This is a genomic window from Methylotenera sp., assembly GCF_036401095.1.
Lineage (GTDB): Bacteria > Pseudomonadota > Gammaproteobacteria > Burkholderiales > Methylophilaceae > Methylotenera.
The window spans coordinates 164,624-187,759 of the sequence record NZ_DASWWA010000003.1; the positions used below are offsets into that span (position 1 = coordinate 164,624).

The 23,136-nt window shown below is 44.0% G+C and carries 26 protein-coding genes; 24 read left to right on the top strand and 2 right to left on the bottom strand.

Annotation, left to right across the window (positions count from 1 at the left end):
- Positions 1–21 precede the first annotated feature (21 nt).
- The 11 genes from VGD82_RS02565 (at position 22) to VGD82_RS02615 (ending at position 10,343) form a co-directional block, all read left to right on the top strand.
- On the top strand, positions 22–432 hold the full coding sequence (locus VGD82_RS02565) for an FdtA/QdtA family cupin domain-containing protein (protein WP_331018898.1): 411 nt from the start codon (positions 22–24) through the stop codon (positions 430–432).
- A 9-nt stretch (positions 433–441) separates the two neighbouring features.
- The gene (locus VGD82_RS02570; protein WP_331019273.1) at positions 442–1,557 is read left to right on the top strand and encodes a DegT/DnrJ/EryC1/StrS family aminotransferase; all 1,116 of its coding nucleotides are present in this window, start codon (positions 442–444) and stop codon (positions 1,555–1,557) included.
- Positions 1,558–1,610: 53 nt separating this feature from the next.
- Entirely contained in the window at positions 1,611–2,639 is a 1,029-nt protein-coding gene (locus VGD82_RS02575; RefSeq protein ID WP_331018899.1) for a methyltransferase domain-containing protein, read from the top strand.
- A gap of 36 nt (positions 2,640–2,675) precedes the next feature.
- Complete coding sequence (locus VGD82_RS02580) at positions 2,676–4,760, top strand: tetratricopeptide repeat protein (RefSeq protein ID WP_331018900.1); 2,085 nt, start codon at positions 2,676–2,678, stop codon at positions 4,758–4,760.
- A gap of 334 nt (positions 4,761–5,094) precedes the next feature.
- Positions 5,095–5,892: a flagellin gene (locus tag VGD82_RS02585; RefSeq protein WP_135277445.1), complete on the top strand. Its 798-nt coding sequence runs from the start codon at positions 5,095–5,097 to the stop codon at positions 5,890–5,892.
- Between the two features lie 71 nt (positions 5,893–5,963).
- Positions 5,964–6,338 carry a flagellar protein FlaG gene (locus tag VGD82_RS02590; protein WP_331018901.1) on the top strand — a complete coding sequence of 125 codons (375 nt, stop codon included), beginning with the start codon at positions 5,964–5,966 and terminating at the stop codon, positions 6,336–6,338.
- Positions 6,339–6,485: 147 nt separating this feature from the next.
- A complete protein-coding gene (gene fliD / locus VGD82_RS02595) occupies positions 6,486–8,171 on the top strand; it encodes a flagellar filament capping protein FliD (protein ID WP_331018902.1) in 1,686 nt (561 codons plus the stop codon).
- Positions 8,172–8,192: 21 nt separating this feature from the next.
- Positions 8,193–8,672 (top strand): flagellar export chaperone FliS, encoded by a 480-nt coding sequence (gene fliS, locus VGD82_RS02600; RefSeq protein ID WP_331018903.1) that lies wholly within the window; start codon positions 8,193–8,195, stop codon positions 8,670–8,672.
- A gap of 15 nt (positions 8,673–8,687) precedes the next feature.
- Positions 8,688–9,011, top strand: a complete 324-nt coding sequence (locus VGD82_RS02605) for a flagellar protein FliT (protein WP_331018904.1) — start codon at positions 8,688–8,690, stop codon at positions 9,009–9,011.
- Between the two features lie 11 nt (positions 9,012–9,022).
- Positions 9,023–9,991, top strand: a complete 969-nt coding sequence (locus VGD82_RS02610; protein ID WP_331018905.1) for a flagellar hook-length control protein FliK — start codon at positions 9,023–9,025, stop codon at positions 9,989–9,991.
- Complete coding sequence (locus tag VGD82_RS02615; protein ID WP_331018906.1) at positions 9,984–10,343, top strand: EscU/YscU/HrcU family type III secretion system export apparatus switch protein; 360 nt, start codon at positions 9,984–9,986, stop codon at positions 10,341–10,343. The genes VGD82_RS02610 and VGD82_RS02615 overlap by 8 nt, the downstream gene beginning before the upstream one ends.
- Here VGD82_RS02615 and fliE read toward each other — a convergent pair.
- Complete coding sequence (fliE, locus tag VGD82_RS02620; protein WP_331018907.1) at positions 10,340–10,696, bottom strand: flagellar hook-basal body complex protein FliE; 357 nt, start codon at positions 10,694–10,696, stop codon at positions 10,340–10,342. The genes VGD82_RS02615 and fliE overlap by 4 nt on opposite strands.
- Before the next feature lie 204 nt (positions 10,697–10,900).
- On the opposite strand from fliE, the gene fliF reads away from it, so the two are divergent.
- From fliF to fliR, 13 genes are all read left to right on the top strand, one after another.
- The gene (gene fliF, locus VGD82_RS02625) at positions 10,901–12,544 is read left to right on the top strand and encodes a flagellar basal-body MS-ring/collar protein FliF (RefSeq protein ID WP_331018908.1); all 1,644 of its coding nucleotides are present in this window, start codon (positions 10,901–10,903) and stop codon (positions 12,542–12,544) included.
- Between the two features lie 6 nt (positions 12,545–12,550).
- Positions 12,551–13,549, top strand: a complete 999-nt coding sequence (gene fliG, locus VGD82_RS02630; RefSeq protein ID WP_331018909.1) for a flagellar motor switch protein FliG — start codon at positions 12,551–12,553, stop codon at positions 13,547–13,549.
- A gap of 11 nt (positions 13,550–13,560) precedes the next feature.
- The gene (locus VGD82_RS02635; protein ID WP_331018910.1) at positions 13,561–14,232 is read left to right on the top strand and encodes a flagellar assembly protein FliH; all 672 of its coding nucleotides are present in this window, start codon (positions 13,561–13,563) and stop codon (positions 14,230–14,232) included.
- The gene (gene fliI / locus VGD82_RS02640; RefSeq protein WP_331018911.1) at positions 14,229–15,677 is read left to right on the top strand and encodes a flagellar protein export ATPase FliI; all 1,449 of its coding nucleotides are present in this window, start codon (positions 14,229–14,231) and stop codon (positions 15,675–15,677) included. The genes VGD82_RS02635 and fliI overlap by 4 nt, the downstream gene beginning before the upstream one ends.
- 42 nt (positions 15,678–15,719) lie before the next feature.
- Entirely contained in the window at positions 15,720–16,166 is a 447-nt protein-coding gene (gene fliJ / locus VGD82_RS02645) for a flagellar export protein FliJ (protein ID WP_331018912.1), read from the top strand.
- A gap of 108 nt (positions 16,167–16,274) precedes the next feature.
- Positions 16,275–17,576 (top strand): flagellar hook-length control protein FliK, encoded by a 1,302-nt coding sequence (locus tag VGD82_RS02650; protein ID WP_331018913.1) that lies wholly within the window; start codon positions 16,275–16,277, stop codon positions 17,574–17,576.
- 164 nt (positions 17,577–17,740) lie between these two features.
- A complete protein-coding gene (gene fliL / locus VGD82_RS02655; RefSeq protein ID WP_135277418.1) occupies positions 17,741–18,232 on the top strand; it encodes a flagellar basal body-associated protein FliL in 492 nt (163 codons plus the stop codon).
- Positions 18,233–18,251: 19 nt separating this feature from the next.
- Positions 18,252–19,256, top strand: coding sequence for a flagellar motor switch protein FliM (gene fliM, locus VGD82_RS02660; RefSeq protein WP_331018914.1), 1,005 nt, complete (start codon positions 18,252–18,254; stop codon positions 19,254–19,256).
- Positions 19,246–19,719 carry a flagellar motor switch protein FliN gene (gene fliN / locus VGD82_RS02665; RefSeq protein ID WP_331018915.1) on the top strand — a complete coding sequence of 158 codons (474 nt, stop codon included), beginning with the start codon at positions 19,246–19,248 and terminating at the stop codon, positions 19,717–19,719. Before fliM ends, fliN begins: the two co-directional genes overlap by 11 nt.
- A 41-nt stretch (positions 19,720–19,760) precedes the next feature.
- Positions 19,761–20,231, top strand: a complete 471-nt coding sequence (gene fliO / locus VGD82_RS02670) for a flagellar biosynthetic protein FliO (protein WP_331018916.1) — start codon at positions 19,761–19,763, stop codon at positions 20,229–20,231.
- Positions 20,224–20,979 carry a flagellar type III secretion system pore protein FliP gene (fliP, locus tag VGD82_RS02675; RefSeq protein WP_331018917.1) on the top strand — a complete coding sequence of 252 codons (756 nt, stop codon included), beginning with the start codon at positions 20,224–20,226 and terminating at the stop codon, positions 20,977–20,979. Before fliO ends, fliP begins: the two co-directional genes overlap by 8 nt.
- A 40-nt stretch (positions 20,980–21,019) precedes the next feature.
- Positions 21,020–21,289, top strand: coding sequence for a flagellar biosynthesis protein FliQ (gene fliQ / locus VGD82_RS02680; RefSeq protein ID WP_331018918.1), 270 nt, complete (start codon positions 21,020–21,022; stop codon positions 21,287–21,289).
- Positions 21,290–21,318: 29 nt separating this feature from the next.
- Positions 21,319–22,110, top strand: coding sequence for a flagellar biosynthetic protein FliR (fliR, locus tag VGD82_RS02685; protein ID WP_331018919.1), 792 nt, complete (start codon positions 21,319–21,321; stop codon positions 22,108–22,110).
- A gap of 109 nt (positions 22,111–22,219) precedes the next feature.
- Here fliR and flgL read toward each other — a convergent pair whose 3' ends face one another.
- Positions 22,220–23,131, bottom strand: a complete 912-nt coding sequence (gene flgL / locus VGD82_RS02690) for a flagellar hook-associated protein FlgL (protein WP_331018920.1) — start codon at positions 23,129–23,131, stop codon at positions 22,220–22,222.
- Between the last annotated feature and the right edge of the window lie 5 nt (positions 23,132–23,136).

Genomic DNA, 23,136 nt, shown 5'->3' on the forward strand with positions numbered 1-23,136 from the left:
ATAAAGAAGTATGAGATTATTATGCCATTAGAAGACTGCAGAATCATTGAACTTCCCAAAATCCACGAGCCACGTGGTAATTTGTCTTTTGTGGAAAGTAATAACCACATCCCTTTTGGTATAGAGCGCGTGTATTATGTTTATGATGTGCCTGGTGGCTCAGACCGCGGTGGGCATGCGCATAAAGGGTTGCATCAGTTGATTATTGCAATGTCCGGTAGTTTTGACATTACGCTGGATGACGGTAAAGATAAAAAGAAATTTCACCTAGCACGCTCTTATTACGGCTTATATGTATGCCCCATGATTTGGCGAGAAATGGATAATTTTTCATCAGGCTCGGTGTTGATGGTCTTAGCTTCTAATAAATATAGTGAAGACGACTACTATCGTAATTATGATGACTTTATGAAAGCCAGATGGGTAAAGTAATTGAGCGAGATGCGTGTACCATTTTTAGATCTTAAAGCCGCTTATAGTGAGTTGGGGCATGAACTAGATGCTGCCGTGCTTAGAGCTAGCCGCTCCGGCTGGTATATAGGCGGCAGTGAAGTAGAATGCTTTGAAGCAGATTTCGCTGCTTATACTGAAGCCCAATACTGTGTAGGTGTAGGTAATGGCTTAGACGCCTTAACGCTGGCATTGCGTGCGTTAGATATAGGCGCGGGTGATGAGGTGATTGTTCCTTCGCACACCTTTATTGCTACATGGCTAGCTGTGAGCGCTGTGGGCGCTAAACCGATTTCTGTTGAGCCGGCAGAAGGTAGCTATAACATTGACGTTGCTAGCATCGAGCGTTTTATTACACCTCGTACCAAGGCTATCATGCCGGTGCATTTATATGGCATGCCTGTAGATATGGATGCGATTTGTGCGTTGGCTAAAAAACATGGCATAGCCGTGGTTGAAGATGCGGCACAAGCACACGGTGCTAAAGTACGCGGCAAAAAAATTGGTAGCCATGGTGATGTTGTTGCTTGGAGTTTTTACCCGGGGAAAAATTTAGGTGCATTGGGTGATGGTGGCGCCATTACTACCAATAACGAAGCCATTGCATCAAGGGTGCGCGAGTTAGGTAATTATGGCTCGGCTGTTAAATATTACAATGAAGAGCGTGGCGTCAATAGCCGATTGGATCCAATTCAGGCGGCAGCGCTTTCGGTGAAACTCAAGCATCTTGATGTATGGAATCAACGTCGTCAGGCGATCGCAAAAACTTATAGCCAAGCCTTGGGTGGTTTAGCATTAGGGTTGCCTCAAGTGCCAACGTGGGCAGATCCGGTGTGGCACTTATATGTGGTGACTACGTCTGAGCGTGATGCATTGCAATCGCAATTGACGTCAGCTGGCATACAGACCTTGATTCATTACCCAGTCCCACCACATTTGCAAAAGGCCTACCAAGTACTTGATATAAAAGTCGGTAGCTTGCCTGTTGCTGAACGGTTAGCACAGCAAGTGCTGAGTTTACCCATGGGGCCGCATTTAGCTGCGGGTGATGTTGAGCATGTGCTCTCGGCATTAACATCAGCTTGTCCTGCCTTAAACCAATCATAATTTTTTATTAATCCCATTTATATAGCAGTAATTTTAAAAAAGAGAATTTTTGAATGAAAACGTTTTTACATGTGGGCTGTGGTCCTCTTTATCGTGACCCAGTGACGCAGCAGCCTAGTCGCCCACAGGGATTTGATCTCAATAGTTGGAATGAATTGCGTTTAGACATTAACCCGGCCGTAAATCCGGATGTAGTTGGTACCATGACTGATATGTCTGCAGTGCCATCAGGCAGTGTAGATGCTATTTTTTCATCGCATAACATCGAGCATTTATATCCGCATGAAGTGCCAATTGCTTTGGCTGAGTTTAAACGCGTGCTCCGCCCTGATGGCTTTGTGGTGATTACTTGCCCAGATTTGCAATCAGTCTGTGCGTTAGTGGCGCAGGGTAAATTAACTGAACCTGCTTATATTTCTGCTGCGGGGCCAATTGCACCCTTAGATATTTTATATGGTCACCGCCCGCCGATGAGCCAGGGTAACCTTTACATGTCACACCGCTGCGGTTTTATACTCAACGTGTTACTGGGCACTTTAGAGTCATCAGGCTTTGCCAAAGTAGTTGGCACCTGTAGGCCAGATTATTTTGATCTATGGGCACTTGCTTGCGTGTCAGATATTGGTGATGATCAGTTGTTAAGTCTGGCAAGGCAATACCTGCCAGAACAGCCTGCTGCTACAGACCAAAGTGAGCAGGCAACGCAGGATATGCAGCAGGCAATTCAGGATGTGTTAACCCTTGCACAGTCGCATCAGCAAAATGGCAATTTGGCAGAGGCGCAAACCTTGTATTTGGAAATATTAAATATTGAACCGCGGCATGCGGAAGCCAACTATGGCTTGGGCTTGATAGAGGCAAATCTGAAAAGTGCGGCAGACGCATTACCCCGTTTGGAGATTGCCGTAGAGTCCAACCCAGCCGTCGAGCAATACTGGGTATCCTATGTCGATGCCTTGATGCTTTCCGGTATTACGCACTCCATTTCTGATGTATTAACGCTAGGTCAGCAACATGGGCTGCAACCAGAAACTGCTCAGGTATTAGCGAATGAGCTAGCTGAGCTACTCAAGTCTAAGTAATTTCTACGCATGGTAATATCTGATGGATGTATTGATATGATTCAAAACACTGAAGATATTACCCACAGCCTGCAGCGCGCGGCGCAACTGCACGAGTCCGGTGATTTGCTTGAAGCTGAGCAGTTATTACGCACGATATTGGCGGTAAACCCTCAGCAAACCCAAGCCAATTACCATTTAGGGTCGCTATTACTGGAAAGCTTGCGAGCGTCAGAAAGCTTACCCTATTTTAATGCGGCACTAGAGCATGACCCTCAGCAAGCACAGCACTGGGTGAGCTATATCGGCGCCTTGATTGATGCTAGCCATTATGAAGATGCCAAGCTGGTACTTACCTATGGGCGTGATGCTGGTCTTGGTAGCGAGTCAGTCCAGCATTTAGAGCAGTTGCTAGCAGTGCGGCAAGCCGAGAGCTTGCAATTAGCGTCCGTTGCCGGTGAACAAGTGCCGGCTGCACATATACAAGAAAAGCTGATTCAACTGTTTTTAAATAAGCGTTATCAAGCAGCTGAGGCGGCATTGCAACAGTTACTGCAAACTTACCCAAAGTGGCTCATTGGCTGGAAAATGATGAGCGACATACTGCTGGTGCAAAAAAAGGATGCCAGGTTAGCTGCGAGTAATGCCTTGGCATTAAACCAAGATGATGCGCAAGAGTATTGCTATTACGGTTTGGTGTTGAAAGGGCAGGGCGACTTAGTGAATGCCGCAACTGCTTTTAAGCATGCAATCAAACTTCAGCCCGATTACGCTGCGGCTTATAACAATTTAGGCATCGTCACTAAAGATATGGGTGATGTGGCGACGGCTGTGGTTTATTACCGTAAAGCATTGGAAATCAACCCTGGTTACGCTAGCTGTTACAGTAATTTATTATTTTGTCTTGCACATACTGATATCGTGAGTGCTACAGACCTGTTTGCCGAGCACCGCAAGTTTGGGTCTCAGTACGAAGCTGTGTATAAATCGGCGTGGCCAAAACACTCGCATCAATTTGATTTAACTAAGTGCCTGAACGTTGGTTTTGTATCCGCGGATTTTAGGGAGCACTCTCTAGCAAACTTCTTTGAGCCTGTGCTTGAGCACCTGTCACAAGTGGCAGATATTGTATTGCATGCTTATGCAAACAATGCGATTGAAGATGAAGTAACGCATCGACTTAAACCTAAATTTAAACACTGGAATAAAATTGATGCACTAACAGATGCTGCACTCGCTGAAAAGGTTAGAGCAGATCAAATTGATATTCTCGTAGATTTGGACGGGCATACCTCAGGCAATAGGCTAATTAGCTTTGCGATGAAACCCGCACCCATCCAAATTAGCTGGCTTGGCTATCTCGCCACCACAGGTTTAACGGCAATGGATTATTATTTGGCGGATGCGCACCTTCTGCCGTCAGGCATGTTTGATCGGCAGTTTACGGAAAATATTGTCCAGCTGCCAGCAAATGCACCGTTCACTCCGTTCGCATTATCACCGGAAGTACAAGCTCTGCCTGCACTTGATAACGGATTTACCACCTTTGGCTGTTTTAATCGCGTGGAGAAAATCACACCCAGTGTCATTAAGTTATGGGCAAGTTTATTAAATGCAGTACCAAATTCAAAACTCTTATTGGGCGCAATGCCTAAAGATGGTAGTTACGACGGTGTGATTAAACAGCTTGCCAGCCTTTCAGTTGGTGTGGATAGGCTAATTATTCACCATCGCAGCAATATGGAGAATTATCTAAAGCTACATGAGTTAGTTGATGTTTGCTTAGATACATTTCCATCCAACGGGGTGACCACGACCTGCCACGCTGCATGGATGGGGGTGCCAACTTTGTGCATGGAGGGGCAGAGTTTGATGAGTCGTGGCGCAATGGCTGTGATGTTGCATTTAGGTTTGCCTGAGTTTGTAGTGAAATCGCATGACGATTTCATTAGTAAAGGCATTTATTTGGCAGAACATTTGCAATATTTATCTGAGATTCGTGTAGCTTTGCGCAAGAAATTTAATGATTCTGCACTCAATCAGCCCAAGCTTATCAGTGATAATTTAACCTTAGCGCTACGCTCTATGTGGGCTAGGTGGTGCAATAATCAACCTGCTATCTCATTCAGAACGCCAGATTAGTCAAGACTAAATTTATTTATTTAACATTAATAATCAACATTTTAAATGTATCTAATGTGTCATTTTTCCCATGGTAATTTATATTCTAGTTAAATCCATATTAAAGATTTTTCTAATTGAACCGATATCCTAAACATCAGGATTGCTTATTCAACAGCTGATAAAGAAAGTGTAATTAAGGAAATTCAGAGTTTAAAAAATATTTAAATCTGACCCTAAACTTTCTAAAAAACTGTCCGATAAAAGAAGTAACAGCAGCGCAAATTGAACTGAATCTGCAAAGCTAACGGCAATAAGATGTAGTTGTAATTAACTAAATATTAGGAGAATTAACATGGCTTCAGTTATCAATACAAACCTTGCGTCATTAAACACACAACGTAACTTATCAGCTTCACAAAGTTCATTAAACACATCATTACAACGTTTGTCATCAGGCTTGCGTATCAACAGCTCTAAAGATGATGCTGCTGGCTTGGCAATTGCTACACGTATGGATTCACAAGTACGTGGTCAACAAGTAGCGATCCGTAACGCGAATGACGCGATCTCTTTTGCACAAGTTGCTGAGGGTGGTTTGTCAAAACAAACTGACGCATTGCAACGTATGCGTGAACTAGCTGTTCAATCAATCAACGGTACAAACACAAGTACAGACCGTGCAAACTTAGATGCTGAGTTTACACAGTTGTCAGCTGAGGTTTCACGTCTTTCAACAGCTACAAAATTCAACGGTACTTCAGTATTCGGTGCTGCTCAAACTTTCCAAGTTGGTGCTGATGCTGGCGATACGATTACTACTGCATCTGTATCTGCAGCTACCATCACAGGTAACGTTTCATCAGTGGCTTCTGCATCTACTGCGATTACCGCGATTGATGCTGCGCTAACTGCTGCAAATACTAGCCGTGCAACACTGGGTGCGATTCAAAACCGCTTTGAATCTGTAGTAAGCAACCTACAAATTTCAGTAGAAAACCAATCTTCAGCTAAATCACGCATCATGGATGCTGACTTTGCGGCAGAAACAGCTAACTTGACACGTGGTCAAATCTTGCAACAAGCAGGTACAGCGATGTTAGCCCAAGCAAACTCACTACCTAACAACGTGTTATCACTGTTAAGAGGTTAAGTTTTAGTAGCGTAAAAGCCCTTATCACCCACAGGACTGATCATCCTGTGGGATTTTTAGGAGGATAAATCATGTTTAGTACACCAATAGATGGTTATGGTGCAGTAAAAAATCAGGCCGCCGTGCAAAATATTGCCGGGGGCCAAAATGCCATTTCAGGGGTGACAGGTGCTAAGGCAGCTGGAAGTGTCAAACCAGAAATCAAGCAGTCAGCGGAAGTTGACAAAACAGCATTATCAAATGCCGTCAATAAGCTGAATGAGCTTGTTGCGCCAGCATTGCAAACGGTTCAGTTTAAAATGGATGAAGAATCAGATCGTGTGATTGTTCAAGTTGTTGATACTGCAACCGATAAAGTATTAAGGCAAATACCAAATGAAGAAGTCTTAGCGTTTTCTAAAACTTTAGGTAGATTGCAAGGTCTAGTAGTGAGAGAACAAGCCTAATTTGTAATAAGAAGCTTATTTTGATGCTTTATTAGGTAAATGAATTATTGTTTATAAACTATGCTTGTTAAATTAAATGTATTTGTGTTGTTTAGTGTGCGAAATGTGACAAACATTTAACGAGTAATTTTAACGAGGAGAATCAATATGGCTACAACTTCAGGAATAGGTTCTGTCCTTGATGTTAATGGCATCGTTACTAGCTTGATGAATGTTGAAAAGGCTCCTTTAACGAAAGTTGCTACACAAAAAACGGCATATCAATCACAAATTTCAGCATACGGTACGCTTAAAAGTGCATTGTCTACGTTCCAAACCTCTGTAAACGCACTTTCAAGCCTGTCTAAATTCAATGCACAGAGCGTAACATCGAGTAACACCAGCGTACTGACCGCTACCTCAAGTGGCAGTGCAACAGTTGGTAGTTATGACATCAGCGTCAGTCAGTTAGCAAAGTCCCAGAAATTAAGTGTTGGCGGTTTTTCCAGTGTTTCTGATGTGGTTGGCACCGGCAGTCTTACCATTTCGTTCGGTACGTTTACACCTGAAGTAGCTGTTCCGTTTACTGCGAGTTCTTTTACACCGAACGCGGCTAAAGCAGACCTTAATATCACAATTGATAGTTCTAACAACACATTGGCTGGCGTACGTGATGCGATTAACGCAGCTGACGCTAGTGTGACTGCTACTATTGTGAATGATGGCACCACCAATCGCTTGGTGATTACTTCAAAAGATACCGGCGAGGTTAACAGCCTTAAAATTGCTGTCACTGATGGCGATGGAAATAATCTTGACGCATCAGGTTTATCTAAACTGGCATATGACCCGCAGGCAACTGCCGGCAGCGGTAAAAATTTATCCGTATTGCAAGATGCTAAGAATGCTATTTTAAAAATTGATGGCATTGATATTGTAAAGTCCAGCAACTCAATCACTGACGCAATTGAGGGTGTGACCCTGAATCTAGTTGGATTGACCTCTGGCAGCGCATTGAATTTATCTGTCGCAACGAATCAAGATGCGATTAAAACGTCAGTGACTTCTTTTGTAGACGCTTTCAATAAGTTAGACACCACATTACGTAACCTGACAAAGTTTGATGAAACTGGTCAGGCGAATGGTGCTTTATTGGGTGACTCTACTGCACGTTCTGTGATTAATCAGATCCGTGCTGTGATGAATACGGCAGTGGCTAACGGCAGTTCGATCAATTCACTGACACAGATTGGTGTGACCTTTCAGCGCGATGGTAAATTGAGTTTAGACAGCACTAAATTCGCTAGTGCTGTAAGCAGCAACTTTAATGATATTGCAAGCTTGTTTGCTGCTACCGCTAGGGCGACAGATCCTCAAGTGAGTTTTGTAAGTAGCACCTCTAAAACAAAAGAGGGTACTTATGCTATTTCAGTAACGCAACTTGGGACTACTTTACTGAATGCGCAAGGGACAATTAACGGTGCAACTGCTACAGGTAGCACCACCACGTTGCGAGGCGCATTAGGTGATGATAGTGAAGGCTTAACCATTAATGTGGCCGGTGGTGCATTAGGTGCACGCGGCACTGTTAATTTTAGCCAAGGATACGCTTCCAAGTTGAGTACGCTATTAGATAGCTTGCTGAGTGACGATGGCATCTTGGCTGCGAGAACTGACGGTATTAATAGCTCGATAAAACGTTTAGACACGCAAACTGAGCGCATTACTTCCCGTTTGACGGCAATTGAAGATCGTTACAGAGCACAGTACGCTAGGTTGGATGTTCTACTCACAAGTATGTCGTCTACCAGCACTTTCCTTACACAGCAAATAGCAGCACTTAATGCAAAATAATCAACAGAAGAGGTTGTCGTTATGTTTGGACTAAACCAAAAAGGTGTTAACGGATACGCTAAAGTTGGTGTGGAAACTGGCGTGCTGGCGGCGAGTCCGGTTAAATTAATTGTGATGCTCTACGATGGCGCTATTTCTGCATGTCATAGTGCGATTGCCTGTATGCAGCGTAAAGACATCGAGCAAAAAGGTGCGATGTTGTCAAAAGCTATTATGATTATTGAAAGCGGCTTACGACTGAGCTTGGATAGAAAAGCTGGCGGTGAGATTGCTGAAAACCTGGACGCACTTTACGCCTATATGAGCAGTAAATTGGCGTCTGCCAATGTACGTAATGAGCCGGCGCAAGTGCAGGAAGTGATTAAATTGTTGTTAGATTTAAAGGGTGCATGGGAGGCGATTGATAATAATAAAGCAACGGCTCAGGTGTTGAATCAAGCAAAAAATAACCAGCAAGGGTTAGGTGCTGCGCAAGGGTATGCGCATCAGGCTAAAGTTTAGTGAGGGATTAAAGTAATGGAATATCAAAATACTATTCAGCTTTATGAGACGGTTGCTAAAATTATGCAACAAATGCTGCATGCCGCAAAGATGGAAGATTGGGACACGCTTACAGAACTAGAGGCTTTTTGCGCGCAACACATTGCAACACTGAAAACGATCGAAGATGCGCAGCCTTTGCCAAAGGATGCATTGAAGCGCAAAGTGGCAAGTATCAAAAGTATTTTGGCAGATGATCGTGAGATTCGTAATTTAATTTCGCCTTGGATGGCAAAATTAAATGCCTTAATGAATACTAATCAAACAGAAAGAAGGCTGACGCAAGCATATAGTCAGTAACGGTAATTCTTATGCTTAAGCTACCAGACAATCTAAGCATTAGTCCTGGTCCAGCGCCGGTTGGTAGAGTAATACCCGTATTAGCCGCTGATAATATCGGGGCTACATTACAAGAGTTAAGTGCCAGAGCTACGCAGTTTGTTATCGGCCGCGAATATGCGGCACAAGTTGTTTCTAAAGTAGATGACAAAGCATACCTGGTAAAAATAGATAATGCAGTGTTAAAGATGGAGTTGGGTGATACGGCGCAGGCTGGTCAATCCATTAATCTGCGTTATATCAAAGATGGGCCAGCTCCTACTTTCTTTTTTATGCCTCAAGCCAGCGTACCCGCAGATGGTGCGCCTGAGCTTAGTCAAGCCGCACGTTTAATCGGACAATATTTGCAAGAAGCCGAGAAAAATGGCGTGTCAAATAAGTATGAAGCGACGGCAATCGTCACGCATAGTCCCAGAGAGCCACTAATGGTGGCACAAGGATTAAAGCAAGCCATTAGTAATAGCGGTTTGTTTTATGAGTCTCACTTAAGTGAAATGCTGCAAGGCGGGCGCTCAGTGGCCGCTATCATGCAAGAACCCCAAAATCAACATCAGAATTTGACGCAGATAGCTGCGCTGACTTCACAGCAGTTGGCAGTTTTAGAGCAAAATCGCGTCAATTGGCATGGTGAGGTGTGGCCGGGGCAGATGATGGATTGGGATGTTTATGCTGAGCCGCGTGGTGAAGATAGCAGTGAGCGAACTGATGAACAGCATGGGGATGATTCAAGGTCTGTGGTAAGCGAGCTGAAGTTGGACTTCCCAAATTTGGGTGTAGTTGCTGCCAAATTAACCATTATCAATGGATACGTTTCTATTAATCTACGGGCAGAGCAAGATGCAACCATGGATGAGCTTAGGAGTAAAAGCCGTGCTTTAACTCAGGCGATTAATAGTACTGGCTTGAAATTAGACGGTTTGATTATTTCAGCATATGAATAAAGCTGATGAAAATAAACGCTTGAATCCGACTCTGGGCTTGGCACCTAATCGGCAGGCGCCGCATAATCCGAATCAGCAGGCTATTGCACTCACATATGCTACTGGTGATTACGCGCCGCGTGTTGTTGCCAAAGGGCGAGGGTTAATTGCGGAGCAAATTATTGCTAGAGCAAAACAGCATGATGTTTTTGTGCACGAATCTAAAGACTTGGTTGCACTACTTATGCAGGTGGACTTGGATGATCATATCCCCCCTGCACTTTATCAGGCAATTGCGGAGATTTTGTCTTGGCTCTATCGTTTAGAAGAGGGTAAAGCTGGCGAAAACAATGATGAGTTGCTTAAGGGTTAAATCTGCATACTCATAATATCCTGATAAGCGGAAACTAACTTGTTGCGCACTTGGATGGTTGCTTGGAATGAAATGTTGGCTTTCTGGCCGGCAATCATCACGTCAGACAAGCTGACGCTATCGTCACCTAGAGCAAAATTTTTGCCTAGTGTTTCAGCATTTTTCTGTACTTCGTTTACTTGATTTAGCGATGCTTTCAATGCATCTGCAAAATCCAGTTTTCCAGTGCTTTTATCTGCAGCGATGGGGGATGCTAAATTTGCGATACCTTCTGTTTGCGGACGCTGTGCCGCAGCCCTCATTTGCGCAAGCATAGACTCTATTCGGCTTGAATCAATACCACCTGCCTTCATGATTGACCTCCTGTTAATATCTAACCTAAAATTTCTCATTGCTAATGTAACATTTAATTCAAATACCAAGTTGGTAAATAAGAAGAGTAAAATCACTCTATTCGTGGGTTAGATGTAATATGGAATTGGCATAATGTGGTTTAACTAGTGGTTAAACCGCGTTGATTTGTAATAATGTGTTTAGAAGTCTAATGGAGAAATTAAATGGCAGCAGCTGACGCCGCCCTGGCGAATGAAGGTAGTACTGGTGTATTCGCCCAGATGGGGGGTAAATTGCTCTTAGTAGCAGGGATTGCTGCAGTCGTTGCTGTGATGGTCGTGTTTTGGTTGTGGAGCCAGCAACCAGATTATCGGGTGTTATTCTCTAACTACTCTGATAAAGATGGTGGGGCGATTGTTGCTGCACTAGAGAAATTGAATATACCTTATAAGTTTTCTGATAGCGGTACCGCAATCATGGTCCCAGCCGCGCAGGTACATCAGGTGCGATTGAAGCTGGCAGCAGATGGCTTGCCTAAAGGCGGTAATATCGGCTTTGAGCTGTTAGAGAATCAAAAGTTTGGTGTGTCACAGTTTGTTGAGCAAGTGAATTTTCAGCGTGGTCTGGAAGGTGAACTCGAACGCAGTATTCAATCTATCGCAGCAGTCGATGTCGCCAGAATTCATTTAGCAATACCTAAGCCTTCTGTGTTTGTTCGCGATCAGCAAAAACCTACTGCTTCTGTATTATTAAATCTACGTCCTGGCAGAACATTAGACGCGCAGCAAGTGAGCGCTGTCGTGCATTTGGTTGCCAGCAGTGTTCCTAATCTACCTACAACAAATGTTACCGTTGTTGATCAAAATGGTAACTTACTTTCAGATACCACTAAAAAAATGGGTGCAAAGAACTTAGACCCAGAGCAGTTAAAGTATGTTGAAGAGATTCAGCAAAGCATAGTGAAGCGAGTTGAGTCAATTATCAGCCCAATTGTTGGGCCTAAAAATGTGCGCGCAGAAGCTAGCGCGGAAATTGATTTTTCTGTTCAAGAGCAAGCTGCCGAGACTTATAAGCCAAATCAGCAGCCAGATGCAGCAGCTGTTCGTAGTATGCAAAGTAATGAAACCAAATCTGCTAATGGAGAGGCTGCTGGAGTTCCTGGTGCACTTTCTAATCAGCCTCCACCAGCCGCTACCGCGCCAATTACAACAGAAGCGACCAATGCTGATGCCAACGGCCAGCCTACCAATAGTGCACCGCCAACTAATACTGAGAAGAACCTGACCACCAACTATGAAGTGGATAAAACAGTTAGTTATAGGCAGCAGCCGATGGGTGGTGTTAAGCGCCTAAATGTTGCCGTTGTTGTTAATAACATGCCAGTGGTTGATAAAAAAACGGGCAAGGTGAGTTATAGGGCGCTGACTGCGGCAGAAAAAACGCAGATTAATGACCTTGCAATGCAGGCAATGGGCTTTAATAAAGAGCGCGGAGACTCACTTGCTATTGTAAACACGCCATTTGCAGGTGAGCCACAGGAAGTATTGCCAGCAATTCCGCTTTGGGAAAATCCACGCGTGATCGAAAATGTGAAAGATGTGCTGCGCTTTTTGGTTGGTGTAATCGCGTTGTTTATTATCTACCGCAAAGTTTTAAAACCGCTGTTAACTAAACTAACCTCACCACCTAAAGCTGCTGCTAAACAGGGCGAAGCGCCCGATGCAGTAGTAAGTATTAGTGCTGATGGTAGCAGCGCAGCTGAAAAGCCAGCCTATACGCAGAAAATAGAAACAGCAAAGCAGATCGCAAAAGATAACCCTAGAATGGTGGCGAGTGTGGTGGCTAACTGGACCAACGGAAACGAGTAACAAACGATGAGTGATGCAGGTGTAATGAGAAGTGCAGTGTTAATGCTGGCCTTGGGTGAGGATGAAGCTGCAGAAGTAATGAAGTTTCTTAGTCCTAAAGAAGTGCAAAAGTTAGGTGCCGCGATGGCAACCTTGAAGTCTGTGGGACGTGAGCAAGTTGAGACTGTGGTGAACGAGTTTCTTGCAGAGGCAGAGATGAGCAGTAATTTGGGCTTAGATTCTGATGAGTATATTCGCTCTGTGTTAACAAAAGCGCTGGGCGATGATAAAGCGTCCAGTTTGCTTAACCGCATTCTACAAACACGAGATGCCAGTGGTATTGAGAGTTTAAAATGGATGGATGCGCATACTGTGGCAGAGTTTATCAAGAATGAACACCCACAGATTATTGCTACAATTTTAGTGCATTTAGAGCCTGATCAAGTGGCTGAGATTTTTGGTCATTTTACTGATCGTTTGCGCCAAGATGTGATGCTGCGCATTGCGACGCTCGATGGCGTTAAGCCAGTCGCCTTGCGTGAATTGAATGACGTGATGACGAAATTGTTAACAGGCAATGAAAATATCAAGAAACAAACCATGGGTGGCGTGAAAGTCGCTGCGAATATCATGAACTTCATGAATGGCGAAACCGAGGCTGTCGTGCTGGAAGGCCTTAAGAATTATGATGATGAGATGGCTCAGCGCATTATGGATGAGATGTTTGTGTTTGATAACATCATGGATATTGACGACAAGGGCATTCAGGTTATATTGAGAGAGGTGCAGTCCGAAACGCTTATCATTGCGTTGAAAGGGACCACCGATGAAATGCGAGAGAAAATATTCAAAAATATGTCATCTCGTGCAGCTGAAATGATGCGTGAAGATTTGGAATCAAAAGGCCCTGTCAAACTTTCAGAGGTTGAGGCGCAGCAAAAGCAAATACTGCAAATTGTGCGTAGGCTCGCCGATGAGGGGCAAATTCAGTTGGCAGGTAAAGGTGGCGATGATCAATATGTATAAGGCAGCCTCACATGGCTAATAGCAATATACCTAAAGAACAGCAGAGTGCCTATGAACGCTGGGAAATGGCTTCATTCTCAGACCTTGACCATCGCGGCAGGGGCATGGTTGCAACTGGTTTGCCTAAGAAAAAAGAAGTGCCATCTGCTAATCCTGCAGATATAGCGCTGGTTTTTGAAGCGACCCGTAAAGATGCCTACAACAAAGGCATGCAAGAAGGCTTCGCCGCCGGGATGGCTCAGGCTAGAGAGTTGGCACAAGTCGAAAGAGAACAGTTTTTAACGCTCATGAATGCATTTAGTAATGCACTGGAAAGCTCAGACGAGCAAATTGCTGAGGACGTGCTTTCTCTGGCGCTAGATATAGCAAAGTCAATGTTGAAAGTTAAGTTGAATGTAGATGAAAAAGTTTTGCTTCCAGTTGTCTTGGATGCAATTCATTATCTACCGCAAATTCAGCGGCCAGCTAGAATTTTAGTTCACCATGACGACATGCACTTATTGCGAGCGCACATGGCAGATGAAATTGCTAATGATCACTGGCAAATACATGAGGACAGCAGTATAGAGCGTGGTGGCTGCTTGGTTGAGACTGGTGCAAATCAGGTGGATGCGACTAATGCTACACGCTGGAAACGAATTACCGAGGCATTGGCACAAAATAATGATTGGTTATTGCCATGAGTGATGCGGGGCTAGAGCATGCTGATAGCAAGCAACTAAATGTGCATCAGCAGCGTTGGCGTAACCACATTCGTGATTGTAAAGAGATTCTGCGTATCGTTGAGCCGCTAGAGATCGCCGGGCGTATTGTCAAGCTTACAGGGCTTGTAATGGAAGCAGTGGGAATTAAATTACCAATCGGCAGTGCTTGCTATGTTCCGCTGGCAGAAGGCAGGCGTGTGGAAGCTGAGGTGGTTGGTTTCGACGGTGAGCGCATGTTATTAATGCCACAAAGTAGTGTAGATGGTATTACGCCTGGCGCAAAAGTGTTTGCATTGGAAATCGCAGAGAGCTTGCCCAAACCACACCATGGTCAGCCACCCCGTCGTCGAGCCACAGATAGGGCGCGACATTTGCCGGTAGGCGCTGACTTGCTCGGTAGGGTAGTCGATGGTGCCGGTAACCCGTTAGATGATTTGGGCGATATTAACTCAAGCCAAAGTTCTGCATTAAATGCGCGACCAATGAATCCATTAATGCGCGCACCTATAGAAGATGTTTTGGATGTTGGCGTCCGTGCTATCAATAGCATGCTAACGGTGGGGCGCGGTCAACGTATGGGGCTCTTTGCAGGGTCTGGCGTTGGTAAAAGTGTGCTGCTTGGCATGATGGCACGCTATACCACAGCTGATGTGATTGTAGTGGGCTTGATTGGTGAGCGTGGACGCGAGGTTCAGGAGTTCATCGAGCAGATTTTAGGTCCAGAAGGCCTGGCGCGCTCTGTGGTGGTGGCCGCGCCTGCGGATGCTCCGGCCTTGATGCGCTTACAGGGTGCGAGTTATGCAACCACCATTGCAGAAAGCTTTCGTAACGAAGGTAAAAATGTACTGCTGATTATGGATTCATTAACGCGTTATGCCATGGCACAACGTGAGATTGCACTGGCGATTGGTGAGCCACCTGCTACTAAAGGTTATCCGCCTTCAGTATTTGCCAAGCTACCGGCATTGGTTGAACGTGCTGGCAATGGCCGTAGGGGTGAGGGCTCAATTACCGCTTTTTACACAGTGCTGACAGAAGGCGATGATCAACAAGACCCAATTGCAGATGCTGCGCGCGCGATTTTGGATGGCCATATTGTATTAAGCCGTAGTTTGGCTGAGAGTGGGCATTATCCTGCGATTGATGTTGAGCAATCGATTAGCCGTGCGATGCATAATATTACGAGCCCAGAGCATCAGAAGTTAGCACGTAAATTAAAACAGCTAAATTCACGTTATGCGCGTAGTGTGGATTTAATTAACGTAGGTGCTTATGAAGCAGGCAGCGACGCGGTACTGGATATGGCAATTTCTAAGCATGAATTAATAGAGAGGCTTTTGCAGCAAGATGTTGCAGAGCGTTCTGATTGGGAAGAGAGTTTACAATTTTTAGCAGCAGTAATGCATGGCGTTCCATTGGGTTGATTGTTAGACACGACCCTAAATGAGCGCTATTAGGAGCCTCTTATGACCACAAAATCTAGCAACGTGTTGAAAATGTTGGAAGAAATTGCAGCTAAAGAAGTTGAGTTAGCAACTGAGGCGTTAGCTAAAGCCATGAAGGCTGTAGATGAGGCGCAGGGTAAATATGATATGTTGCTGGAGTATCGTAAAGGCTATCAAGATAATTTGGCAGCCAACCTTACTAAAGGAATGACGGCTGAGGCGTATCAAAATTTCCAAAACTTCTTTAAAAAACTTGATCATGCCATCGCGGGACAGAGGGATGTCGTGTTGATTGCGGAGCAGCAGGTGAAGGTGCACCGTACGTTGTGGCAAGAAAGCCAACGCAAAAAGCTGTCTTATGATGTGTTGATTTCACGCTCAGATAAGCGAATCGCTAAAGTCGAGCAAAAAAGAGATCAGAAGTTAATGGATGAATTTGCAACTCGGATGACGCGTACCAAGCGCTAAGTTTGGTGTTAAATTTGTGGAACTGGCAATGATTTAGTGTTCATATCGGTGAATTGAATCATGGTGCTTAAGTTTAATATGTAACTATTATCTAATGGATGAATTGTCATGCAGTCATTACCAATACCAGTCACGCAAACAAAAGCGCTTAATTTGGCTGATGTCGCGAGCAAAAATGGATCGCCTGCAAATAAGTCATCAGCAGAAAATGCCAAAGCAGCTTTTCAGGCTGAGCTAAATAAGCAGGTTAAAGCTAAACAAGCCCAGACCCAAGCTAAGCAGGATAAAAATACCGAGTCTGTAAAAAGTTCGGCGCAGCAAAGCTCGTCTGCAAAAGACTCATCTGAGGTCGATCAAACAGCTCAGGCAAGTAAAGACTCAAACAGCGTATCGCCTGATTCCTCTTTTTTAGCCGACTTAAATAAACAGTTAGACGCAGCACGCGATATGGCTAACCAAGCTAGTTTGAGTGATGCTAAAAATCAGTCAGCTACTGTGGTGACCACAGGCACTGAAAATAAAGAAGCGATTGTCACTGAGTTGATTTCGTCATTAGGTATTGCGCCAGTGCAAGGTTTACCTAATTCTGCAAATAATGGGCAGGTATCCGCTGCGGCAGATGCCAGCGGTGCTGTATTGACCAGCACAGATGCGGCTATGCAGCAAAAAAATCTTATGGCTGCATTTAGTAATGTTGCCGCATCAGCTCAATCGCAAGTACAGCAGCCTACTACCGATATTAATGCTAAGCCTCAAGGCGAAAGTTTGGCGGATGTGTTGACCGCTAAGCCTGATATGAAAGCGACTGCTGAAGAGTCTGCCTTTGGTAAAACGATAGCTAATGCAGCAAAAGATTTATTGGCTAAAGATTTGCCAGTCAAGGATGCTCTGCCTAATACAGTGCAGGTGCAGGCGGCGTCTACTAATGCCCCTCAAAATAATAGCAATGTTGCTGCACAGCAATTAGCGAGTTCAAACGTTATTAATGTGTACCCAGGCAAAACCGGATGGGATCAAGCAATTAGTCAAAAAGTTGTATGGATGGTAGGGGCTGGACAACAGTCAGCTTCACTTACGTTAAATCCACCAGATTTAGGCCCATTAAAAGTTGTGATTAGTGTTCATAACGATCAAGCAGATACTACATTTATCTCGGATAATGATGAGGTAAGGAAGGCGCTTGAGAGTGGGATGGCACACTTGCGTGACAAAATGAGTGAGTCTGGGATTCAGTTGGGTCAAGCCAATGTAAGCACCAGCCAGCAATCGCAGCAAGAGTTTCAGCAAGCTGCGCAGGACAGAGTATTTGATGGTGTAAAAAATCAAGCTAGTACAAACGTTGTGGAAAATGACAATCATGCCAAAGTGACTGTGCGCGTGTCAGATGGGTTGGTTGATACCTTTGCTTAAGGGTAATATTTGCCCATCTTGGCTGTATTCAGCTAAATGGCAATCTAAAACGTTTTTTCACCTTTTATTCCTGTATTTTGTAGTTTAATTTTTTAGCATAATGTAGCCAGAATATGACTATGATTGCATAATATGCAACCTAAGTTAAATAAAAGGAAAAGTTCATGGCTCAAGATCCAGTACAAGCACCAGAAGAAGCTGCTCCAGCCTCCAAGAAAAAGCTTATCATTATCATTGCAGCTGTTGTCCTAGCTTTAGGTGGCGGTGGTGCCGCATGGTTTTTTACCCAACAAAAATCACATGCAAAAAAAGAAGAAGTAAAAAAAGAAGAGCCAGCAAAAGCACCTGTTTTTTTAACTCTGGATACATTCACCGTTAATTTGCAGCCAGACCCAGATGAGAAGTTTTTGCAAGTAGACATTTCACTACAAGTTGCCAGTGCCGAGGCCGCTGAAGCAATTAAGCTGCATATGCCGGCAGTAAAAAACCGTTTATTGTTGTTGTTAACCAGCAAAAGTGCAGCAGAAATATCTACAGTTGAAGGTAAGCAGGATTTAAGCAATGAAATTATTGCAGAGGTGAAAAAACCTTTTGCACCTAACGCTAAGCCACAAGAGGTCTTAGACGTATTTTTTACTTCCTTTGTGGTTCAGTAATCTACTGTAAATTTAAATTATGGCCGATAAGTTTCTATCACAAGACGAAGTAGATGCACTGTTAAAAGGTGTAGGAGGGGATCAGGACGATGATAAGACCGCCTCTGAAGCCGAGGGTGTTCGTGACTATAACTTAGCCACGCAAGAGCGTATTGTGCGCGGGCGTATGCCTACGCTAGAGATTATTAATGAGCGCTTTGCCCGTCTTGTGCGTATCGAGTTGTTTAACTTTTTAAGGCGAACAGTTGAAGTCTCAGTTGGCCCTGTAAGGATTACCAAATATAGCGACTTTATTCGTAATTTAGTCGTTCCTACCAATCTAAATCTCGTGCAAATGAAGCCATTACGCGGTACTGCGTTAATGGTATTTGATCCAACCTTAGTCTTTTTGGTTGTTGATAATATGTTTGGCGGTGATGGTAGGTTCCACACGCGTGTAGAAGGTAGAGATTTTACCCAGACCGAACAGCGGATTATTCAGCGTATTTTGGCGATTGTTTTTGAAACATACGCAAAATCATGGGAGCCAGTATACCCCATAGAGTTTGAATATTTACGTTCAGAAATGAATACGCAGTTTGCCAATATTGCCACGCCCAATGAGGTAGTTGTAGTGACCACTTTCAATGTGGAGCTTGGCCCTGCGAGCGGTGAAATTCATTTTTGTATGCCATATTCTATGGTAGAGCCTATTCGTGATTTATTAACATCGCCATTACAAGGCGAGGTGCTTGGTGCCGATAAGCGTTGGGTTAAGCTCATGACTCAACAGGTGCAGGCTGCTGAAATTGAAATCGTTGCAGACTTAGCGACAACCGATATGCGCTTGGGTGAAGTGCTCAACATGAAAGTTGGGGATGTGATCCCAATAAGTATGGAGGACTCCATTGAGGCTAAAGTAGATGGGGTGCCTGTCATGCTTTGTAAGTACGGACTGTTTAATGGGCAATATGCATTGCGCGTTGAAAAACTTTTGAGATCAAATTCTACAGAATATATAAAAGGAGAACCTTATGGCGACTGATCCAGTGGATGAGAGCAGTACAGACAGCATCGCTGAGGATGATTGGGGCGCGGCAATGGCGGAGCAGGCATCTTCTGAGAGTGCGGCAGATGACTGGGGTGATGCTATGAATGAGCAGGCATCAGCATTACAGGCCGAAAAAGCTGAGAAGGCTCAGGTATTTACAGAATTTACAGCGAAAAATAAATTGCACGAAACACAGAACGACATCGACTTCATTTTGGATATTCCGGTACAACTTACCGTGGAATTAGGGCGTACTAAAATTGCGATTAAGAACTTACTGCAACTGGCTCAGGGTTCGGTTGTCGAGTTAGACGGCATGGCTGGTGAACCGATGGATGTGCTAGTGAATGGTTGTTTGATTGCGCAGGGTGAGGTGGTGGTGGTTAATGACAAGTTTGGTATCCGTTTAACAGATATTATTACGCCTGCGGAACGTATACGAAAAATTAACCGTTAATAGCTTTTTATTAAGACCAATCTAAAAAACTGCTAAATCCAATGAAGTTTAAATTATTATTTACCCCCATGCTTTATTGGGTTACAAGCGTTGCATATGCTGCAGAACCGGTAACTCGCGCTTCACCTACGGGCGGCCTACTTAAAATGATGCTTGGGCTGATATTGGTATTAGGCATTATGGCGGGGGTTGCATACCTAGTGAGGCGTATGTTCCCTGGTATTGGTCATCAGCAGTCTACAATTCACGTAGTGGGTAGTGCAAGTGTGGGTACACGTGAACGTGTGGTGGTGTTAGAAATTAATGGTAGGTGGCTGGTAGTGGGGGTGGCCCCTGGGCATGTAAGTGCTATTGCTAATTTAGAAAAGGGCGTTACTACAGATGGCGTAGAAGTTGATAGTGCAAATGTTGATGCTGCTGCACAGACTGGCCCTGTAGGGGCGCTTGCCACATCGTTTGGAAAAATTTTAAAGAATTCGGCAAGTAAATTTACTGAGAAAACTAATGGTTAAAAGTTGGGCTGTCTGGTTAAAGGGTTTGTTTGTTTTAGGCTTGGTGTTATTACCATTTTCAGTATTAGCCGCAAATGCCTTACCGTTAGTTAATGCAACGCCAAGCGCTGGTGGCGGTCAAGACTATACATTAAGTTTACAAACTTTAATCCTACTCACATCGCTTACCTTCATACCTGCCATTGTGTTAATGATGACGGGTTTCACGCGTATTATCATCGTGCTTTCACTGTTACGTCAGGCCTTGGGTACCCAATCCGTCCCGCCTAATCAGGTTATGATTGGGCTTGCCTTGTTTCTTACATTTTTTGTAATGTCGCCGGTGATCGATAAAATTTATGTTGATGCGTATAAGCCATTGTCTGAAAATCAAATTTCAATGCAGGAAGCGATGGATAAAGGTGTCGCACCACTTAAAGAGTTTATGCTCAAACAAACGCGTGAGGGTGACCTTGCCTTGTTTGTAAAAATGGCTGAAGTCGACAAAATTGAAACTCCTGATCAAGTGCCACTTAAAGTACTAGTGCCCGCATTTGTGACCAGTGAGTTAAAAACAGCGTTTCAAATCGGCTTTGCCATCTTTATTCCATTTTTAATTATTGATATGGTGGTCGCAAGTGTGCTGATGTCTATGGGCATGATGATGGTATCTCCTGCTATTGTTGCACTGCCATTTAAGCTTATGCTTTTTGTGCTGGTGGATGGGTGGCAGTTAATACTAGGCTCACTAGTGGAAAGTTTTTACTAGTCGTGTTGGTTCTAAATATAGATAAAATTGGGAGTATCTAATGACGCCAGAAAGCGTAATGACGTTAGGTAGAGATGCAATGGGCATCACTTTAATGATTGCTGCCCCTATATTGCTTACCGTGCTGGTGATAGGCTTGTTAGTCAGTATCTTTCAAGCGGCAACTCAGATTAATGAACAAACCTTGTCTTTCATACCTAAACTTGTGGGTGTGTTTGTCGCACTGATGTTTGCTGGCCCATGGATGCTAAGTACGATGGTTGATTATATGCATTTGGTATTTACGAGCATACCGGCAATGGCTAATTAACGCTGATTAGCAGTAATAGCTTTTAAATCATGATTACATTCAGTGGTGAGTTTCTGCAAACCTGGGTCATCAGCTTATTATGGCCACTCACCCGTATTTTGGCTGTTATCGCAATTGTGCCAATTTATAGCCACACCACGATCCCTAATCGCGTTAAATTGGGTTTGGGTGTGCTGCTCACTATTATTATTGCTCCCACCATACCAGCACTTCCCCAATTTGAAGTATTCTCGCTTGATGGCTTACTGGTTTTAGTCCAGCAGATGATTATTGGATTTGCCATCGGCTTTAGTATGCGTATGGTGTTTTCTGCAGTTGATTTAGCCGGACAATTAATCGGTTTAACTATGGGCTTGGGTTTTGCCCAGTTTTTTGACCCGCAAACAAATGGCCAGTCAACAGCGCTTAACCAGCTTTTAGTACTACTTGCGATGCTTATTTTTCTGAGTTTAGATGGGCATTTAATTATTGTGACAGCGATGGCTCAAAGCTTTGTCACCATGCCGATAACATTAGGTGGTGCAGGCATTGATTTCATGCAAATTGCATCGTGGGGCAGTACTATATTCAGTGCAGGTTTAATGCTAGCTTTACCCGCTGTATGCGCTTTGCTGATTACTAATATGGCATTAGGTATATTAACGCGTACAGCACCACAGCTTAACTTGTTTGGGATAGGGTTTCCCATTACCTTAAGCATGGGTTTTGTGGTGGTGGCATTATCACTGACTAGTATGCTTCAGCCTATCGTGAAATTTATTGAGCAAGGTACAGAGAATATGATGCAAGTCGCTGTACCTAAGCATAGTGGTAGTAAATAAGTACTTGCTGGATTTTTACTGCTTTAACAGTGGTGCGTGCTGTTGCTGTGGGTCGTATTGCAGTTATTAACAGCCTAAAATGCATTAGGCTGTTAATAAAAACAACTTCTTAAATGAAGTTAAACAGGGACAAGTTGGTGGTTGCCACAAATGACTTTTGAGCAGCTTCCATAATCGTTTGGTTTTTAGATAAATCAGACAACGCAGCAGCATAGTCTAAGTCTTGGATTTCAGATAACGACTTGCTGTATTGTAAGTCTAAATCACTGCCAGAAATGTCCAGTTGGTCTAGTTCATTCAGTCTGGAGCCAATGCTAGCACGTACAGTGAGTACGTTATCCAAGCCTTGACGCATGCTGCTAAGGCCGGTAGCAATGCCGGTACTAAAAGCGGCTTGGTTTGCAGGTGTTAACGGTGTGTTTAGTAAGGTGATCAAGTTTTGCAAGGTGGCAAATACATCGTTACCGCCAGCTTTAAATACATCATCTCCAGTGGCATTTACTACCATTTGACGCTCTGCGTCCACTTGTAGTAATTGATCGTTACTGTCACCTACGTATGCGGCACCAGTAGCATTGGCAACAAATGGCGCTGTGTCAGTTTGAAACCCAGCGTATAAATAATTGCCTGATGCATCTTTTGTATTTGCTAGACCAACCAAACCATCTAGCGTTGTTTTTAAATCTGCCGCAATAAAGCCGCGCTCTAAGTCAGAGTAAGTAGAATTACCTGCTGATACTAGTGATGATTGTATTGAAATCATCATGTTGGTAACGCTAGTAAGGTTTGATTCCAGTGTGTTGAGTTTGAGCTGAGCCGTTTGTCTGGTATCTGCAAACTTTGAGTTGACACTTTTAGCGTGTGAAATCTCTAAGGCTCTTGCTGCGCCCACAGGGTCATCTGAAGGTGAGGCAATTCGTTGTCCAGTAGATATTTGTTGCATCAGTTTAGTTTGCTCTGATTGCAAGTTCGATATTTTAGAAATACCGGATTGATAGATTGTATTGGTGCTGATTCGCATGGTAA

What these genes read in the sequence shown, in the direction of transcription:
- VGD82_RS02565 (WP_331018898.1), top strand. Translation starts at nt 22, where the DNA reads ATGCCATTAGAAGACTGCAGAATCATTGAACTTCCCAAAATCCACGAG.
- VGD82_RS02570 (WP_331019273.1), top strand. Translation starts at nt 442, where the DNA reads ATGCGTGTACCATTTTTAGATCTTAAAGCCGCTTATAGTGAGTTGGGG.
- VGD82_RS02575 (WP_331018899.1), top strand. Translation starts at nt 1,611, where the DNA reads ATGAAAACGTTTTTACATGTGGGCTGTGGTCCTCTTTATCGTGACCCA.
- VGD82_RS02580 (WP_331018900.1), top strand. Translation starts at nt 2,676, where the DNA reads ATGATTCAAAACACTGAAGATATTACCCACAGCCTGCAGCGCGCGGCG.
- VGD82_RS02585 (WP_135277445.1), top strand. Translation starts at nt 5,095, where the DNA reads ATGGCTTCAGTTATCAATACAAACCTTGCGTCATTAAACACACAACGT.
- VGD82_RS02590 (WP_331018901.1), top strand. Translation starts at nt 5,964, where the DNA reads ATGTTTAGTACACCAATAGATGGTTATGGTGCAGTAAAAAATCAGGCC.
- fliD (WP_331018902.1), top strand. Translation starts at nt 6,486, where the DNA reads ATGGCTACAACTTCAGGAATAGGTTCTGTCCTTGATGTTAATGGCATC.
- fliS (WP_331018903.1), top strand. Translation starts at nt 8,193, where the DNA reads ATGTTTGGACTAAACCAAAAAGGTGTTAACGGATACGCTAAAGTTGGT.
- VGD82_RS02605 (WP_331018904.1), top strand. Translation starts at nt 8,688, where the DNA reads ATGGAATATCAAAATACTATTCAGCTTTATGAGACGGTTGCTAAAATT.
- VGD82_RS02610 (WP_331018905.1), top strand. Translation starts at nt 9,023, where the DNA reads ATGCTTAAGCTACCAGACAATCTAAGCATTAGTCCTGGTCCAGCGCCG.
- VGD82_RS02615 (WP_331018906.1), top strand. Translation starts at nt 9,984, where the DNA reads ATGAATAAAGCTGATGAAAATAAACGCTTGAATCCGACTCTGGGCTTG.
- fliE (WP_331018907.1), bottom strand. Translation starts at nt 10,696, where the DNA reads ATGAAGGCAGGTGGTATTGATTCAAGCCGAATAGAGTCTATGCTTGCG.
- fliF (WP_331018908.1), top strand. Translation starts at nt 10,901, where the DNA reads ATGGCAGCAGCTGACGCCGCCCTGGCGAATGAAGGTAGTACTGGTGTA.
- fliG (WP_331018909.1), top strand. Translation starts at nt 12,551, where the DNA reads ATGAGTGATGCAGGTGTAATGAGAAGTGCAGTGTTAATGCTGGCCTTG.
- VGD82_RS02635 (WP_331018910.1), top strand. Translation starts at nt 13,561, where the DNA reads ATGGCTAATAGCAATATACCTAAAGAACAGCAGAGTGCCTATGAACGC.
- fliI (WP_331018911.1), top strand. Translation starts at nt 14,229, where the DNA reads ATGAGTGATGCGGGGCTAGAGCATGCTGATAGCAAGCAACTAAATGTG.
- fliJ (WP_331018912.1), top strand. Translation starts at nt 15,720, where the DNA reads ATGACCACAAAATCTAGCAACGTGTTGAAAATGTTGGAAGAAATTGCA.
- VGD82_RS02650 (WP_331018913.1), top strand. Translation starts at nt 16,275, where the DNA reads ATGCAGTCATTACCAATACCAGTCACGCAAACAAAAGCGCTTAATTTG.
- fliL (WP_135277418.1), top strand. Translation starts at nt 17,741, where the DNA reads ATGGCTCAAGATCCAGTACAAGCACCAGAAGAAGCTGCTCCAGCCTCC.
- fliM (WP_331018914.1), top strand. Translation starts at nt 18,252, where the DNA reads ATGGCCGATAAGTTTCTATCACAAGACGAAGTAGATGCACTGTTAAAA.
- fliN (WP_331018915.1), top strand. Translation starts at nt 19,246, where the DNA reads ATGGCGACTGATCCAGTGGATGAGAGCAGTACAGACAGCATCGCTGAG.
- fliO (WP_331018916.1), top strand. Translation starts at nt 19,761, where the DNA reads ATGAAGTTTAAATTATTATTTACCCCCATGCTTTATTGGGTTACAAGC.
- fliP (WP_331018917.1), top strand. Translation starts at nt 20,224, where the DNA reads ATGGTTAAAAGTTGGGCTGTCTGGTTAAAGGGTTTGTTTGTTTTAGGC.
- fliQ (WP_331018918.1), top strand. Translation starts at nt 21,020, where the DNA reads ATGACGCCAGAAAGCGTAATGACGTTAGGTAGAGATGCAATGGGCATC.
- fliR (WP_331018919.1), top strand. Translation starts at nt 21,319, where the DNA reads ATGATTACATTCAGTGGTGAGTTTCTGCAAACCTGGGTCATCAGCTTA.
- flgL (WP_331018920.1), bottom strand. Translation starts at nt 23,131, where the DNA reads ATGCGAATCAGCACCAATACAATCTATCAATCCGGTATTTCTAAAATA.